16 protein-coding genes are annotated in these 12,843 nt (G+C 58.1%); 1 reads left to right on the forward strand and 15 read right to left on the reverse strand.

The window, feature by feature from the left end:
• Window positions 1–6 precede the first annotated feature (6 nt).
• The 14 genes from rpsC to rpsL all read right to left on the reverse strand — a co-directional run bounded on the left by rpsC (window position 7) and on the right by rpsL (window position 10,701).
• On the reverse strand, window positions 7–714 hold the full coding sequence (gene rpsC, locus PFY00_RS00285) for a 30S ribosomal protein S3 (protein WP_271430517.1): 708 nt from the start codon (window positions 712–714) through the stop codon (window positions 7–9).
• Complete coding sequence (rplV, locus tag PFY00_RS00290) at window positions 714–1,094, reverse strand: 50S ribosomal protein L22 (RefSeq protein WP_271430518.1); 381 nt, start codon at window positions 1,092–1,094, stop codon at window positions 714–716. The genes rpsC and rplV overlap by 1 nt, the downstream gene beginning before the upstream one ends.
• Before the next feature lie 3 nt (window positions 1,095–1,097).
• Window positions 1,098–1,376 (reverse strand): 30S ribosomal protein S19, encoded by a 279-nt coding sequence (gene rpsS, locus PFY00_RS00295; protein ID WP_271430519.1) that lies wholly within the window; start codon window positions 1,374–1,376, stop codon window positions 1,098–1,100.
• Between the two features lie 3 nt (window positions 1,377–1,379).
• Window positions 1,380–2,222, reverse strand: a complete 843-nt coding sequence (rplB, locus tag PFY00_RS00300) for a 50S ribosomal protein L2 (RefSeq protein ID WP_271430520.1) — start codon at window positions 2,220–2,222, stop codon at window positions 1,380–1,382.
• A 415-nt stretch (window positions 2,223–2,637) separates the two neighbouring features.
• Entirely contained in the window at window positions 2,638–2,955 is a 318-nt protein-coding gene (locus PFY00_RS00305; protein WP_271430521.1) for a TraR/DksA family transcriptional regulator, read from the reverse strand.
• A 136-nt stretch (window positions 2,956–3,091) separates the two neighbouring features.
• A complete protein-coding gene (locus tag PFY00_RS00310; protein ID WP_271430522.1) occupies window positions 3,092–4,126 on the reverse strand; it encodes a fatty acid desaturase in 1,035 nt (344 codons plus the stop codon).
• A 179-nt stretch (window positions 4,127–4,305) separates the two neighbouring features.
• Window positions 4,306–4,602 (reverse strand): 50S ribosomal protein L23, encoded by a 297-nt coding sequence (locus PFY00_RS00315; protein ID WP_271430523.1) that lies wholly within the window; start codon window positions 4,600–4,602, stop codon window positions 4,306–4,308.
• The gene (gene rplD, locus PFY00_RS00320; protein WP_271430524.1) at window positions 4,599–5,213 is read right to left on the reverse strand and encodes a 50S ribosomal protein L4; all 615 of its coding nucleotides are present in this window, start codon (window positions 5,211–5,213) and stop codon (window positions 4,599–4,601) included. Before rplD ends, PFY00_RS00315 begins: the two co-directional genes overlap by 4 nt.
• Complete coding sequence (rplC, locus tag PFY00_RS00325) at window positions 5,210–5,932, reverse strand: 50S ribosomal protein L3 (RefSeq protein ID WP_271430525.1); 723 nt, start codon at window positions 5,930–5,932, stop codon at window positions 5,210–5,212. Before rplC ends, rplD begins: the two co-directional genes overlap by 4 nt.
• Before the next feature lie 15 nt (window positions 5,933–5,947).
• Window positions 5,948–6,256, reverse strand: a complete 309-nt coding sequence (gene rpsJ / locus PFY00_RS00330; protein ID WP_271430526.1) for a 30S ribosomal protein S10 — start codon at window positions 6,254–6,256, stop codon at window positions 5,948–5,950.
• Window positions 6,257–6,428: 172 nt separating this feature from the next.
• On the reverse strand, window positions 6,429–7,604 hold the full coding sequence (tuf, locus tag PFY00_RS00335) for an elongation factor Tu (RefSeq protein WP_271430527.1): 1,176 nt from the start codon (window positions 7,602–7,604) through the stop codon (window positions 6,429–6,431).
• An 88-nt stretch (window positions 7,605–7,692) separates the two neighbouring features.
• On the reverse strand, window positions 7,693–9,810 hold the full coding sequence (fusA, locus tag PFY00_RS00340) for an elongation factor G (RefSeq protein ID WP_271430528.1): 2,118 nt from the start codon (window positions 9,808–9,810) through the stop codon (window positions 7,693–7,695).
• 36 nt (window positions 9,811–9,846) lie between these two features.
• Window positions 9,847–10,317: a 30S ribosomal protein S7 gene (gene rpsG, locus PFY00_RS00345; RefSeq protein WP_271430529.1), complete on the reverse strand. Its 471-nt coding sequence runs from the start codon at window positions 10,315–10,317 to the stop codon at window positions 9,847–9,849.
• A 12-nt stretch (window positions 10,318–10,329) separates the two neighbouring features.
• Entirely contained in the window at window positions 10,330–10,701 is a 372-nt protein-coding gene (rpsL, locus tag PFY00_RS00350) for a 30S ribosomal protein S12 (RefSeq protein ID WP_005862801.1), read from the reverse strand.
• A 280-nt stretch (window positions 10,702–10,981) separates the two neighbouring features.
• Here rpsL and PFY00_RS00355 point away from each other — a divergent pair, with 280 nt between their 5' ends.
• The gene (locus tag PFY00_RS00355) at window positions 10,982–11,869 is read left to right on the forward strand and encodes a putative rhamnosyl transferase (protein WP_333908181.1); all 888 of its coding nucleotides are present in this window, start codon (window positions 10,982–10,984) and stop codon (window positions 11,867–11,869) included.
• Here PFY00_RS00355 and PFY00_RS00360 read toward each other — a convergent pair.
• Window positions 11,847–12,731, reverse strand: coding sequence for a DMT family transporter (locus tag PFY00_RS00360; protein ID WP_271430530.1), 885 nt, complete (start codon window positions 12,729–12,731; stop codon window positions 11,847–11,849). The two genes, PFY00_RS00355 and PFY00_RS00360, sit on opposite strands and share 23 nt — an antisense overlap.
• Window positions 12,732–12,843: the final 112 nt, after the last annotated feature.

Here is a 12,843-nt window from a genome sequence, read left to right on the forward strand (position 1 = left end):
TCCCCTTTACCGACGACCGCCAGCACCGCGTGGGGCTGGGCCGTCCTGGAGTTCCTGTGCCTTGCGGTCACGCGCGGAAGGATCGTGCTCCATGATCTCACCTTTGAAGATCCAGACCTTGATCCCGATGATGCCATAGGCGGTTTCCGCCTCGACATTTGCGTAGTCAATGTCAGCACGCAGCGTGTGCAGAGGCACACGGCCTTCGCGGTACCATTCGGTCCGGGCGATCTCGGCACCACCAAGGCGGCCCGCGACGTTAACCCGGATGCCCAAGGCACCCATACGCATTGCGTTCTGCACGGCACGCTTCATGGCGCGACGGAAAGAAACCCGGCGCTCCAGCTGCTGCGAAATGCTTTCGCCAACCAGACGAGCGTCCAGTTCAGGCTTGCGCACTTCGATGATGTTGAGGTGCAGCTCGCTGTCGGTCATAGCCGCCAGCTTCTTGCGCAGCACTTCGATATCAGCGCCTTTTTTGCCGATAATCACGCCCGGACGCGCAGTGTGGATTGTCACACGGCACTTCTTGTGGGGGCGTTCAATGATCACGCGGGCAACGCCAGCCTGCTTGCACTCTTCGTGGATGAAATCGCGGATGGCGATGTCTTCCAGCAGCAGATCACCGTAGTCCTTGGTGTCGGCGTACCAGCGGCTGTCCCAGGTGCGGTTGACCTGAAGGCGCATTCCGATCGGATTGGTTTTGTTACCCATTAGGCTTGCTCCTCGATCTGGCGCACCTTGATGGTGAGTTCCGAGAACGGCTTGTTGATGCGACCAAAGCGGCCACGTGCACGCGGACGACCGCGCTTCATCACCAGGTTCTTACCGACATAGGCCTCGGCGACGACCAGTTCGTCGACGTCCAGACCGTGGTTGTTCTCGGCGTTTGCGATAGCAGACTGAAGGCATTTCTTCACGTCCACAGCGATCCGCTTTTTGGAGAAGGTCAGATCGGTCAGAGCCTTGTCTACCTTCTTACCACGGATCAACTGAGCCACGAGGTTCAGCTTCTGAGGCGACGTGCGCAGCATACGCAGCTTGGCCATCGCTTCATTGTCCGCCACGCGGCGGGGATTTTTATCCTTGCCCATGGCTTATTTCCTCTTGGCTTTTTTGTCAGCCGCGTGACCGTAGTAGGTCCGCGTCGGCGAGTATTCACCGAATTTCTGGCCAATCATGTCCTCGGTCACGTTGACCGGGATATGCTTCTGACCGTTATAGACAGCGAACGTCAGACCCACGAACTGGGGCAGGATCGTTGACCGGCGCGACCAGATCTTGATGACTTCGTTCTTGCCCGACTCGCGTGCCTTCTCCGCCTTTTTCAGGACGTAGGCATCAACGAAAGGGCCTTTCCATACAGAGCGTGCCATATGTTAACGCCCCTTCTTCTTGGCGTGACGCGAGCGGATGATCAGCTTTTGCGACGCTTTGTTTTTGTTGCGTGTGCGCTTGCCCTTGGTCGGCTTACCCCATGGGGTAACCGGGTGACGACCACCCGAAGTCCGGCCTTCACCACCACCGTGCGGGTGATCGATCGGGTTCATGACAACACCACGGACCGACGGACGCTTGCCCATGTGGCGGACACGACCGGCTTTACCGAGGTTCTGGTTCGAGTTGTCAGGGTTGGACACGGCACCAACGGTGGCCATGCATTCCTGACGAACCAAACGCAGCTCGCCCGAGCTGAGGCGGATCTGAGCGTAACCACCGTCACGGCCAACAAACTGGGCGTATGTGCCCGCGGCGCGTGCGATCTGGCCACCCTTACCGGGCTTCAGTTCGATGTTGTGAACGATTGTACCGATTGGCATGCCGCTGAAGGGCATTGCGTTACCGGGCTTGATGTCGGCCTTGGCCGAGGCGATGATCTTGTCGCCAACACCCAAACGCTGCGGGGCCAGAACGTAGGCCTGCTCGCCGTCATCGTACTGGATCAGTGCGATGAATGCGGTACGGTTGGGGTCATATTCGATGCGGGCAACGGTGCCTGCAACGTCGAATTTGTTCCGTTTGAAATCAACGATCCGGTAGAGGCGTTTCGCCCCGCCACCGCGGCGGCGTGCCGTGATACGTCCGGTGTTGTTCCGGCCGCCCGATTTCGTCAGACCCTCAGTGAGGGCTTTGACGGGACGTCCTTTGTACAGCTCCGAACGGTCGATCAGCACCAGCCCGCGCTGGCCCGGCGTCGTAGGTTTGTACGACTTGAGTGCCATGCTTTCTGTCTTCCGTTAGCTTCGCAGCCCTTTCGGGCCACTATGTCATGGGCCTTTCGACCCGAAGTATAGGCCCCCGTAGGTGCCCGGTTCTTGGCGTTCTTACGAACAAAGGCAAAGCCCCGGACGAATCCGGGGCCACTGCCGATGGCGTCTGATAGGGGATGGTATGGTTGGGGTCAAGTGGGCCAAGCACGAAAGGCGGCTTCGGGGGACTTTGCTACTGCGAGTGCATGCCCCGACAGACGCCCTAAGACGCGAGAGCCCGGTGTAGCTCGGGCAATGCCCGTAAGGCACCTGATCTCATTTTGGACTGAAAGCGATCGCTCACCACCACCAACAGACACGCCAAAGGTTCGTTCTCGACGGTCCACCCCCGCGGCTTACGTCCGCGCTCGATGCGTGAAACTTCGGCTTAGATCGCACAAGTCTTGCAAAACGGGGTCGCAGGCAGCGCCGCCAACCTTTCGGTTGAAATGCTGTTCCCACACTGTACGCATTCGCCATAGGTGCCCTCGGCAATGCGCGCCAAAGCTCCGTCGATCTGGCGTAGTTCGGCGGCGTCGTGGGCACCCAGTGATTCCAGCACTTCATCGCCCTGCCGCTCGGAGGCGCGGTCTTCCCAATCCTTGGGTGGTTCATCGTCGAGTTGGTCTTCGATCTGCCTGATTTCTCCGACCAATTCGGCGCGCCGCGTTTTCAAAATCTGTTCTTGTTGGCTCCAATCCGTCATTTCGCGCTCCTCTTCGCTGTTTGTTGAACACGATAGGCTGCGGGGACAGATGCCGTCTTTGATCTAGGCCAAAAGAAAAACCCCGGCCACGAGGCCGAGGTTTCATGTCATTTGAGAAACGTGGCGAACCCGCCCGTTAGGCCCTCAGGGCACGAGCCTGCGCAAAAGACATCAATTGCCGGGATTTTTCGTCCCACAGGTGAAGCCGCGCATTCGCAAGGCTTTGACGAATGGTCATGCGGTTGCCCATGGCCAGTTCCTGATGATCGCGCAGGACCTCAGGCAGCCGGTAAAAGGGAATGCGGCTGTAAAGATGGTGTACGTGGTGAATGCCGATATTCGCACTGATCCAATTCAGCACTGGCGGCAGCACGTAGTGAGAACTGCCATGCAGTGCAGCCTCATGCATGTCCCAGCCGTTTTCGGATTCCCAATAGGTGTCCTCGAACTGATGCTGAACGTAGAACAACCATACGCCGGCGGTCGCCGCCAAAAGCGTAGAGGGTACAAAGATCAGGACAATCGGGGCCCAGCCACCAAAAAAGTAGATCACACCAAGCGCCGCCAGAATTGCCAAGTTGGTCAACATGGCGCTGCTCCAGAACTTGGCTTTGTCGGTTAGCCCCAAAGGCAGCCTGTTCTGGAAAAAGAACAGGTACAGCGGGCCTAGACCAAACAGCACCAAGGGGTTTCGGTACAACCGATATTTGAGCTTTTGCAGCTTGGACAACGCGTTGTATTCGGCGACAGTCTTGGTGTGAATATCGCCAATCCCGCGACGACCAAGGTTGCCAGAGGCGCTGTGATGCATGGAATGGGTGCGTCGCCACACATCATAGGGGGTCATGGTCAAGACCCCCAGGCCGCGTCCGACCCAATCGCTGAGATCGCGTTGCTTGAGAAATGCGCCATGTCCCAGATCATGCTGAATGGCAAACAGCCGCAGCAAAAAGGCCGCATTTGCCAGCGAAATCGCAACGGTCAGCCACGCACTGACGGACAAGGCCGCCCATGCCAGAGCCCAAAGACCAACAAAGGGCACCAGCGTGATGGCCAGCTCAAAGATGCTACGCGACGTGCTCGGGTCGCGATACTTCGCCAGTACTTTGATCCAATCCCTTGCGGGGCGATCTTTAGGCTCTTTTGTCGGTGCATGGGAGTGGTCAAACATGCCTGCTCATTCCTTTAGGATGCACCAGTCATATAGGTCAGTCTCAGTTACGCAATCGTTGCCTGCCAGAAAAGCTACGAAAGGTCCGGTCAGGGTGTCGCACTTCTTTTGGACCGACCTGCGAAACGAAAAGGCCCCCGGCTATTGCCGAGGGCCTTCCCTAAGTCTTTTCGTACCGATCAGAGACCAGTCGAGACGTCGATTGTGTTGCCTTCTTCAAGCATCACATAGGCTTTCTTCACGTCTTTCCGCTTGCCCATCTGGCCGCGGAAACGCTTGGTCTTGCCTTTGGTGATCGTCGTGTTGACCGCTTTCACCTTCACACCAAACAGAGCCTCAACGGCCTCTTTGATCTGTGGTTTGTTCGCATCGATCGACACTTCGAAGACAACCGCGCCGTTCTCGGACGCCATGGTGGCCTTTTCAGTGATGACCGGCTTGCGGATCACATCGTAATGTTCTGCCTTAGCGCTCATTTCAGACGAGCCTCCAGTGCTTCGACACCAGCCTTCGTGAGCACCAGCGTGTCACGCTTGAGGATGTCATAGACGTTAGCGCCCATGCTGGGCAGCACATCCAGACCATCAATGTTGCGGGCGGCCTGGGCAAAGCCCTCGTTGACCTGCGCATCGATGATCAGGGCGCGCTTCCAGCCCAGACCTGCAACCTGCTTGGCCAGAGAGGATGTCTTGCCATCGCTCTCGGCGTTGTCGATCACGATCAGCGCGCCTGCTTTGGCCTTGGCCGACAGAGCGTGCTTCAGACCCAGTGCGCGGACCTTCTTGGGCAGATCATGCGCATGGCTGCGCGGTGTCGGGCCCTTGTAGATACCACCCTTGCGGAAGATAGGCGCCTTGCGGGAACCGTGACGTGCGCCGCCGGTGCCTTTCTGGCGATAGATCTTTTTGGTCGAGTAGCTGACTTCCGAGCGGGTCTTGACCTTGTGCGTACCGGCCTGCGCTTTGTTACGCTGCCAGCGGACCACACGGTGCAGGATGTCGGCGCGCGGCTCGAGATCAAAGATCTCGTCCGTCAGTTCGACAGATCCAGCTTTACCGCCGTCCAGTTTGATCACGTCAAGTTTCATGCCTCGCCTCCTTCTTCAGCGGGGGCCTCTTCAGCCGCGGCTTGTGCAGATTTCAGCGCAGCAGGCAGAACGACATTCTCGGGCGTCGGCTTCTTGACCGCGTCCTTGATTGTCACCCAACCACCCTTGGAGCCAGGAACGGCGCCTTTGATCATGATCAGACCACGATCGCTGTCGGTCTTGACGACCTGCAGGTTCTGCGTGGTGACACGAACGGCACCCATGTGGCCGGCCATCTTCTTACCTTTGAAGACTTTGCCGGGATCCTGACACTGACCAGTCGAACCATGCGAACGGTGCGAAATCGAAACACCGTGCGTGGCACGCAGGCCGCCGAAGTTGTGCCGCTTCATGGCACCGGCGAAACCTTTACCGATCGTGGTGCCGGACACATCAACGTACTGACCTTCAAAGTAATGGTCAGCGATGATTTCCTCGCCCACTTCAATCAGGTTCTCAGGGCTAACGCGGAATTCAGCGATCTTACGCTTTGGTTCCACCTTGGCAGCCGCAAAGTGACCGCGCATAGCCTTGGATGTGTTCTTCGCCTTGGCGGCGCCTGCACCGAGCTGAACGGCGCTGTAGCCATCCTTGTCTGCGGTACGCTGAGCCACGACCTGCAGCTGATCCAGCTGAAGAACAGTGACGGGGATCTGCTTGCCGTCTTCCATGAAGAGACGGGTCATGCCGATCTTTTTTGCAATAACTCCAGAGCGCATTGTCTGTAGCCCCCCTTACACCTTGATCTCGACGTCAACGCCAGCGGCGAGGTCGAGCTTCATCAGGGCGTCCACGGTCTGCGGGGTCGGATCCACGATATCAAGCATACGCTTGTGCGTGCGGATCTCGAACTGATCACGGGACTTCTTGTTCACGTGGGGACCACGCAGAACGGTGAATTTTTCGATCTTGTTCGGCAGCGGGATCGGGCCACGCACCTGCGCGCCGGTCCGCTTTGCGGTGTTCACGATCTCTTGCGTCGACGCGTCCAGGACGCGGTAGTCGAACGCCTTGAGCCGGATCCGGATGTTCTGGCTTTGCATGTTTCTAGCCTATCTTGGCGTTTGGATTGAGAGGAGGAAGCCGGACCATCCGGCCCCCTCTTCGAACCCGTATTTCCAGAGGCGCGAAAGCGCGCCTCTTTTTTAGGTTTGTCGGCCTTGGCAGGGCAGGGTTGGATCAACCCGCTGACTGCCTCGGCAACGGCGTATAAATTTACGCGACGATTTTGGCGACGACGCCGGAACCGACGGTGCGGCCACCTTCGCGGATCGCGAAGCGCAGGCCTTCTTCCATCGCGATCGGGGCGATCAGCTCGACGTTGAACTTCAGGTTGTCACCAGGCATCACCATCTCGGTGCCCGAAGGAAGCTCAACCGTGCCGGTCACGTCCGTCGTACGGAAGTAGAACTGTGGACGGTAGTTCGCAAAGAACGGCGTGTGACGGCCGCCTTCTTCCTTGGTCAGGATGTAGACCTCGGCTTCGAACTTCGTGTGCGGGTTCACCGAACCTGGCTTACACAGAACCTGGCCACGCTCAACGCCTTCACGGTCAACACCACGCAGCAGCGCGCCGATGTTGTCGCCCGCTTCACCGCGGTCCAGCAGCTTGCGGAACATTTCAACGCCGGTGCAGGTCGTCTTCGAGGTGTCGCGGATGCCCACGATCTCGATTTCGTCACCCACGTTGATCACGCCACGCTCAACACGGCCGGTCACAACGGTACCACGACCCGAGATCGAGAAAACGTCTTCGATCGGCATCAGGAACGGCTGGTCAATCGCGCGCTCAGGCTGCGGGATGTACTCATCCACGGCCGCCATCAGTTCCTTGATCTTGTTCTCGCCGATGTTCTCGTCACGGCCTTCCATCGCCGCAAGCGCAGAGCCCGCGATGATCGGAATATCGTCGCCCGGGAAATCGTACTCGGACAGAAGTTCACGAACTTCCATCTCAACCAGCTCCAGAAGCTCTTCGTCGTCAACCTGATCAACCTTGTTCAGGAAAACAACCATCGCCGGAATACCAACCTGACGGCCAAGCAGGATGTGCTCACGCGTCTGTGGCATCGGGCCGTCGGCCGCGTTCACAACCAGGATCGCGCCGTCCATCTGCGCAGCACCGGTGATCATGTTCTTCACGTAGTCGGCGTGGCCGGGGCAGTCGACGTGGGCGTAGTGACGCGCGTCCGTCTCGTACTCAACGTGCGCGGTCGAGATCGTGATGCCACGAGCCTTCTCTTCCGGCGCGCCGTCAATCTGATCGTACGCCTGGAAGTCTCCAAAGTACTTCGTGATCGCCGCCGTCAGCGTCGTCTTGCCGTGGTCAACGTGACCAATCGTGCCGATGTTGCAATGCGGTTTACCGCGCTCAAACTTTTCCTTTGCCATGGTATTGGCTCCCTATTTTTCGTGTGGGCGGTGGACCTGCGGCCCACCCTACGGTGGTGGGTAGGGCGGGGTTCACCCCGCCATCCCGTTATGCGTATTTCGCCTGGATCTCGTCCGAGATGTTCTGCGGTACTGGATCGTAGTGATCGAACTGCATCGTAAACTGCGCGCGGCCCGAGGACATGGAACGCAGTGTGTTGATGTAGCCAAACATGTTGGCCAGAGGCACCATGGCGTTGATCGCAACGGCGTTGCCGCGCGGCTCCTGCCCGGTCACCTGACCACGACGCGAAGTCAAATCGCCGATGATACCACCAGTGTAATCCTCAGGTGTGATCACTTCGACTTTCATGATCGGCTCAAGCAACTTGGCACCCGCCTTGCGCATACCTTCGCGCATACCCATGCGGGATGCGATTTCGAAGGCCAGAACCGAGGAGTCCACGTCGTGGAACTTACCGTCGATCAGTGCAACCTTGAAGTCGATGACCGGGAAGCCCGCCAGAGGACCGGAGTCCATAACCGACTTGATGCCCTTTTCGACGCCAGGGATGTATTCCTTTGGAACCGCACCACCAACAATGCGAGACTCGAAGGAGTAGCCTTCGCCCGGCTCTGTCGGTGTGATGATGAGCTTGACCTCAGCAAACTGACCCGAACCACCCGACTGCTTCTTGTGGGTGTAGGTGTGCTCGACTTCGTGACCGATGGTCTCGCGGTAAGCAACCTGAGGCGCACCAATGTTCGCTTCAACCTTGAATTCACGCTTGAGGCGGTCAACCAGGATGTCCAGGTGAAGTTCGCCCATGCCCTTCATGATCGTCTGACCAGACTCGAGGTCGGTTTCGACGCGGAAGGATGGGTCTTCGGCGGCCAGACGGGCCAGACCCTGAGACATCTTTTCCTGGTCGCCCTTGGTTTTGGGCTCAACAGCAATCTCGATAACCGGATCCGGGAATGTCATGGTTTCCAGAACCACTGGTTCCTTGGCATCACATAGGGTGTCGCCTGTTGTGGTGTCTTTCAGACCGGCCAGCGCGATGATGTCGCCAGCAAACGCTTCTTCGATCTCTTCACGGTTGTTGGAGTGCATCATCATCATACGACCGATGCGCTCTTTCTTACCTTTGGTCGAGTTCAGGATGCTGTCACCCTTGTTCATCGTACCAGAGTAGATGCGTGTGAAGGTCAGAGAGCCAACGAAGGGGTCGTTCATGATTTTGAACGCCAGGCCAGAGAAGGCCATGTCATCGTCAGCGCGACGAGCAATGTTACGCTCTTCCGTTTCATCGCCTGGGGCGAAACCCATGTAGTCGACAACGTCCAGCGGGCTGGGCAGGTAGTCGATCACAGCGTTGAGCAGCGGCTGAACACCTTTGTTCTTGAACGCGGAACCACCAAGAACAGGAACGAACGACATGTTCAGAGTACCCATGCGCAGCAGTTTGCGCAGGGTTGGAACATCGGGCTCGTTGCCTTCGAGGTAGGCTTCCATCGCGTCGTCGTCTTGCTCGACGGCGGCTTCGATCATCTTCTCGCGCCATTCGGCGGCCATGTCCTGCAGGCTTTCGCGGATCGGACCTTTGACCCAGGACGCGCCCAGATCTTCACCCTGCCACAGCCACTCTTCCATGGTCACGAGATCAACCAGGCCTTCCAGTTCGCTTTCCGCGCCGATTGGAACACCAACCGGGATTGCGCGTGCGCCTGTACGATCTTCGATCATCTCAACACAGTTGAAGAAGTCTGCGCCGATCTTGTCCATCTTGTTGACGAACACCATGCGCGGAACCTTGTAGCGGTCCGCCTGACGCCAGACTGTTTCAGTCTGAGGCTCAACACCTGCGTTTGCGTCCAGAACACAAACCGCACCATCGAGAACAGCCAACGAACGCTCAACTTCGATTGTGAAGTCAACGTGTCCGGGGGTGTCGATGATGTTCAGGCGGTGCTTTGGGCTGTCTGCCTGCTGACCGTCTTCGGTGCGTTCCCAGAATGTGGTTGTCGCAGCCGAAGTGATCGTGATGCCACGCTCCTGCTCCTGCTCCATCCAGTCCATGGTGGCCGCACCATCGTGCACCTCACCGATGTTGTGGGACTTGCCGGTGTAAAACAGGATACGCTCCGAGCAGGTGGTCTTACCTGCATCGATGTGCGCCATGATACCGAAGTTGCGGTATAGTTCGAGCGGATATTCGCGAGCCATTTGCTTTGCCTCTCTGCGTCAGACGAAACTGACGGGTTACCAGCGATAGTGGCTGAACGCTTTGTTGGCGTCGGCCATCTTGTGGGTGTCTTCGCGCTTTTTGACAGCGGAACCACGGGACTGAACGGCATCCAGCAATTCGCCGGCGAGACGCTCTTCCATGGTGTTTTCGTTGCGCGAACGCGATGCTGTGATCAGCCAGCGGATCGCCAGCGCCTCACGGCGCTCGGGGCGCACTTCGACGGGAACCTGATACGTGGCACCACCAACGCGGCGTGAGCGAACCTCAACCGACGGTTTGATGTTGTCCAGCGCTTCGTGGAACAGTTCCACGGGCGCGCGCTTTACCTTGGCTTCAACGCGATCCAGCGCGCTGTAGACGATGCGTTCTGCGACCGACTTTTTGCCGTCGATCATCAGGTTGTTCATGAACTTGGTCAGAACCCGATCGCCATATTTGGCGTCGGGCAGGACTTCGCGCTTCTCTGCGGCGTGACGACGAGACATCTGATCTTCCTCTTACTTCGGACGCTTCGCGCCATACTTCGAACGGCGCTGCTTCCGGTCTTTGACGCCCTGTGTATCGAGAACACCACGAAGGATGTGGTAACGAACACCAGGAAGGTCTTTGACACGGCCGCCACGGATCAGGACAACAGAGTGTTCCTGAAGGTTGTGGCTCTCACCGGGGATGTAGCTGATTACCTCGTAACCATTGGTCAGACGGACCTTTGCCACCTTCCGCATAGCCGAGTTCGGCTTCTTGGGGGTGGTGGTGTACACGCGGGTGCAAACACCGCGCTTCTGAGGGCACTGCTCAAGGTGCTGAGACTTCGAGCGCTTGACTTTTGGCTGCCGCGGCTTGCGGATCAGCTGTTGGATCGTGGGCATTCCGGTTTCTTCCCCGTACTTCTCACATATGTGGTGCACGAGGACCCCCCGTGCCTTGGTTTGTCTTAAGCGCCCTGCGCGTCCGCAGGTCGCCGGTTCTTTGCGCGCCGGATAAACGACGCAAAACACCGCTACCGCCACCAAGAATGGGGCGACGCGGTGGGTGTCCAGAGGATCGGAGCGCAGGGCCCGGATCTTGACCGCTTCAGTACTGATAATAGCCCCGGGCACAACGGCACCCCGGGCTGATTAGCGGCGCGTATAGGGGGAGTCGGAAGGCATGTCAACAGCCCTGCCCGCTTGCTCCATCGCGCTGGCAATGCAATGCATGGTGGAAAGCCATGCCACCGAAGGGCAACCCATGCAAGTGATCGGTTTATGTCGTTTTTCTTATCCAGCCGAAGGCGGTTTTCAGGTCGAACACCAAAGCATCGAGGACCGCAGGGCTTATCTATATGATCCGGTCCGTATGGACGAACGATTTGCGACGTTTCAGGCCATTACATTGCCGGCTTTGAAAGCCCAGACAGATCAGGAATTCACCTTCGCCATCCTCATTGACGAGGCGCTGCCCGATCCGTTGGCTGCACGCTTGTTCGACATGATCGCTGACATGCCACAGGCAAAGGTTATCGCCATGCCACCGGGGCCACATCGCAAGACCTGCCAGTCCGTGCTGAATGGATGTCGGAACGATGTGAAAGAGCCCTGCCTTCAGTTCCGTCTGGATGACGACGATGCGGTTGCCGTGGATTTCGTGGAACGGTTGAAACGCGACAGCGAAACCGTGGCTGGGCTTCACGATCAGCATCGCAGCTTTGCGATAGACTATAATCGTGGGTTCATCGTTCAGCCATCATCCCGGGGAATTCAGGCCAAGCCCTGCGTGTTGCCGTTCTACCCAATGGGTTTGGGCATGGCGGTTCGTGGCGGGAACCAGCAAAGCATCATGAACTTTGCCCACGGAAAACTGCCTCAGTTCATGCCAACCGTGACCTTTACCGATACGCCTATGTATTTACGTGGTCACAACGACTTTAACGACTCGCGCCAAAAGGCCCATGTGGCTGCGCAGGAATTGCCGGACGCGGACCCAGAAACGCTCGCTATTCTGAAGGATCGGTTCGCCGTGACTCCGGCCGGGATCAAGGCCGCTTTCGGCGTTTGACCTGTGCCTCGCGCCACAGCGTAAATAGCCCCATCCCGACGATCAGGGTCGCTCCAACCAGCGTCAGAGAACTGGGCCAGTCCCCAAAGACGAACCATCCCAGGATCAGCGCCCAGACCAGCCCTGTGTACCGGAATGGTGCCACAAAACTGACATCGCCAACCCGCATGACCATTACACTGAACGTATAACCTCCGACGATGAACAACGAAGTGGCGGCCAGCAACCACGTTGCTTGCGTATCAACGGCGATCCAGTCCTGACCGACTGACCAAATCGCGGCGAATATGAGCACGCAAACCGATGCCCACGCCGTGACGGTCAGCGACGGAACCTGCGCAGACATGCGCCGCGTGGCGAGATCGCGGACAGTGACGCCCGCGACGGCAATCAACGCGTAAACTGACCACGCATCAAAGCCATCTGTCCCTGGCCGCACGATCAACAGCATTCCGCAAAAGCCAACGGCGATAGCGATCCAACGTCGCCATCCCACGGCCTCTGCGAAAAAGAGCGCGCCGCCCAGCGTGACGGTCAAAGGCAACATTTGCAGCAAGGCCGCAACATTCGCGATCGGCATATGAATGAGCGCCGTTAGGAAAAAGTAGGCAGAGGCAACCTCGGCAGCGCTGCGCAGGACAACCAGCCCCAGATCCTTTCGAGGCAACCGCAATCGCAACTGCCCAATGGAGGCCGCCAGCACGACAATGAATAGTGTCGCGACACTGCCCCGGATCACAAGGATCTGTGACAAAGGCATACCAAGCGCACCGAGCGCTTTGACGGCAGTGTCGCCAAAGGTGAAGCTGGCCATAGAAGCCATCATCAGCATCGCGCCACGTGTGTTGTCCGAGAATTGCATGAGTCGGCTTTAGAGCATGGCAATGGCCCGCGGCAACAAGCGATTTCCATGATCCCGATGTGATCTTTCTGCCCGATCGCACAGCCCAGAGCCTTCGGCGTTGAACATCGGC

Origin of the sequence: Thalassococcus lentus (assembly GCF_028023555.1) — a bacterium.
Lineage (GTDB): Bacteria > Pseudomonadota > Alphaproteobacteria > Rhodobacterales > Rhodobacteraceae > Thalassococcus_A > Thalassococcus_A lentus.

Coding starts and splice junctions, on each gene's coding strand:
- tuf (WP_271430527.1), bottom strand. CDS start 7,604: ATGGCAAAGGAAAAGTTTGAGCGCGGTAAACCGCATTGCAACATCGGC.
- rplV (WP_271430518.1), bottom strand. CDS start 1,094: ATGGGCAAGGATAAAAATCCCCGCCGCGTGGCGGACAATGAAGCGATG.
- rpsC (WP_271430517.1), bottom strand. CDS start 714: ATGGGTAACAAAACCAATCCGATCGGAATGCGCCTTCAGGTCAACCGC.
- rpsL (WP_005862801.1), bottom strand. CDS start 10,701: ATGCCCACGATCCAACAGCTGATCCGCAAGCCGCGGCAGCCAAAAGTC.
- rpsG (WP_271430529.1), bottom strand. CDS start 10,317: ATGTCTCGTCGTCACGCCGCAGAGAAGCGCGAAGTCCTGCCCGACGCC.
- rplD (WP_271430524.1), bottom strand. CDS start 5,213: ATGAAACTTGACGTGATCAAACTGGACGGCGGTAAAGCTGGATCTGTC.
- PFY00_RS00310 (WP_271430522.1), bottom strand. CDS start 4,126: ATGTTTGACCACTCCCATGCACCGACAAAAGAGCCTAAAGATCGCCCC.
- PFY00_RS00360 (WP_271430530.1), bottom strand. CDS start 12,731: ATGCAATTCTCGGACAACACACGTGGCGCGATGCTGATGATGGCTTCT.
- fusA (WP_271430528.1), bottom strand. CDS start 9,810: ATGGCTCGCGAATATCCGCTCGAACTATACCGCAACTTCGGTATCATG.
- rplC (WP_271430525.1), bottom strand. CDS start 5,932: ATGCGCTCTGGAGTTATTGCAAAAAAGATCGGCATGACCCGTCTCTTC.
- rpsS (WP_271430519.1), bottom strand. CDS start 1,376: ATGGCACGCTCTGTATGGAAAGGCCCTTTCGTTGATGCCTACGTCCTG.
- PFY00_RS00305 (WP_271430521.1), bottom strand. CDS start 2,955: ATGACGGATTGGAGCCAACAAGAACAGATTTTGAAAACGCGGCGCGCC.
- PFY00_RS00355 (WP_333908181.1), top strand. CDS start 10,982: ATGTCAACAGCCCTGCCCGCTTGCTCCATCGCGCTGGCAATGCAATGC.
- PFY00_RS00315 (WP_271430523.1), bottom strand. CDS start 4,602: ATGAGCGCTAAGGCAGAACATTACGATGTGATCCGCAAGCCGGTCATC.
- rplB (WP_271430520.1), bottom strand. CDS start 2,222: ATGGCACTCAAGTCGTACAAACCTACGACGCCGGGCCAGCGCGGGCTG.
- rpsJ (WP_271430526.1), bottom strand. CDS start 6,256: ATGCAAAGCCAGAACATCCGGATCCGGCTCAAGGCGTTCGACTACCGC.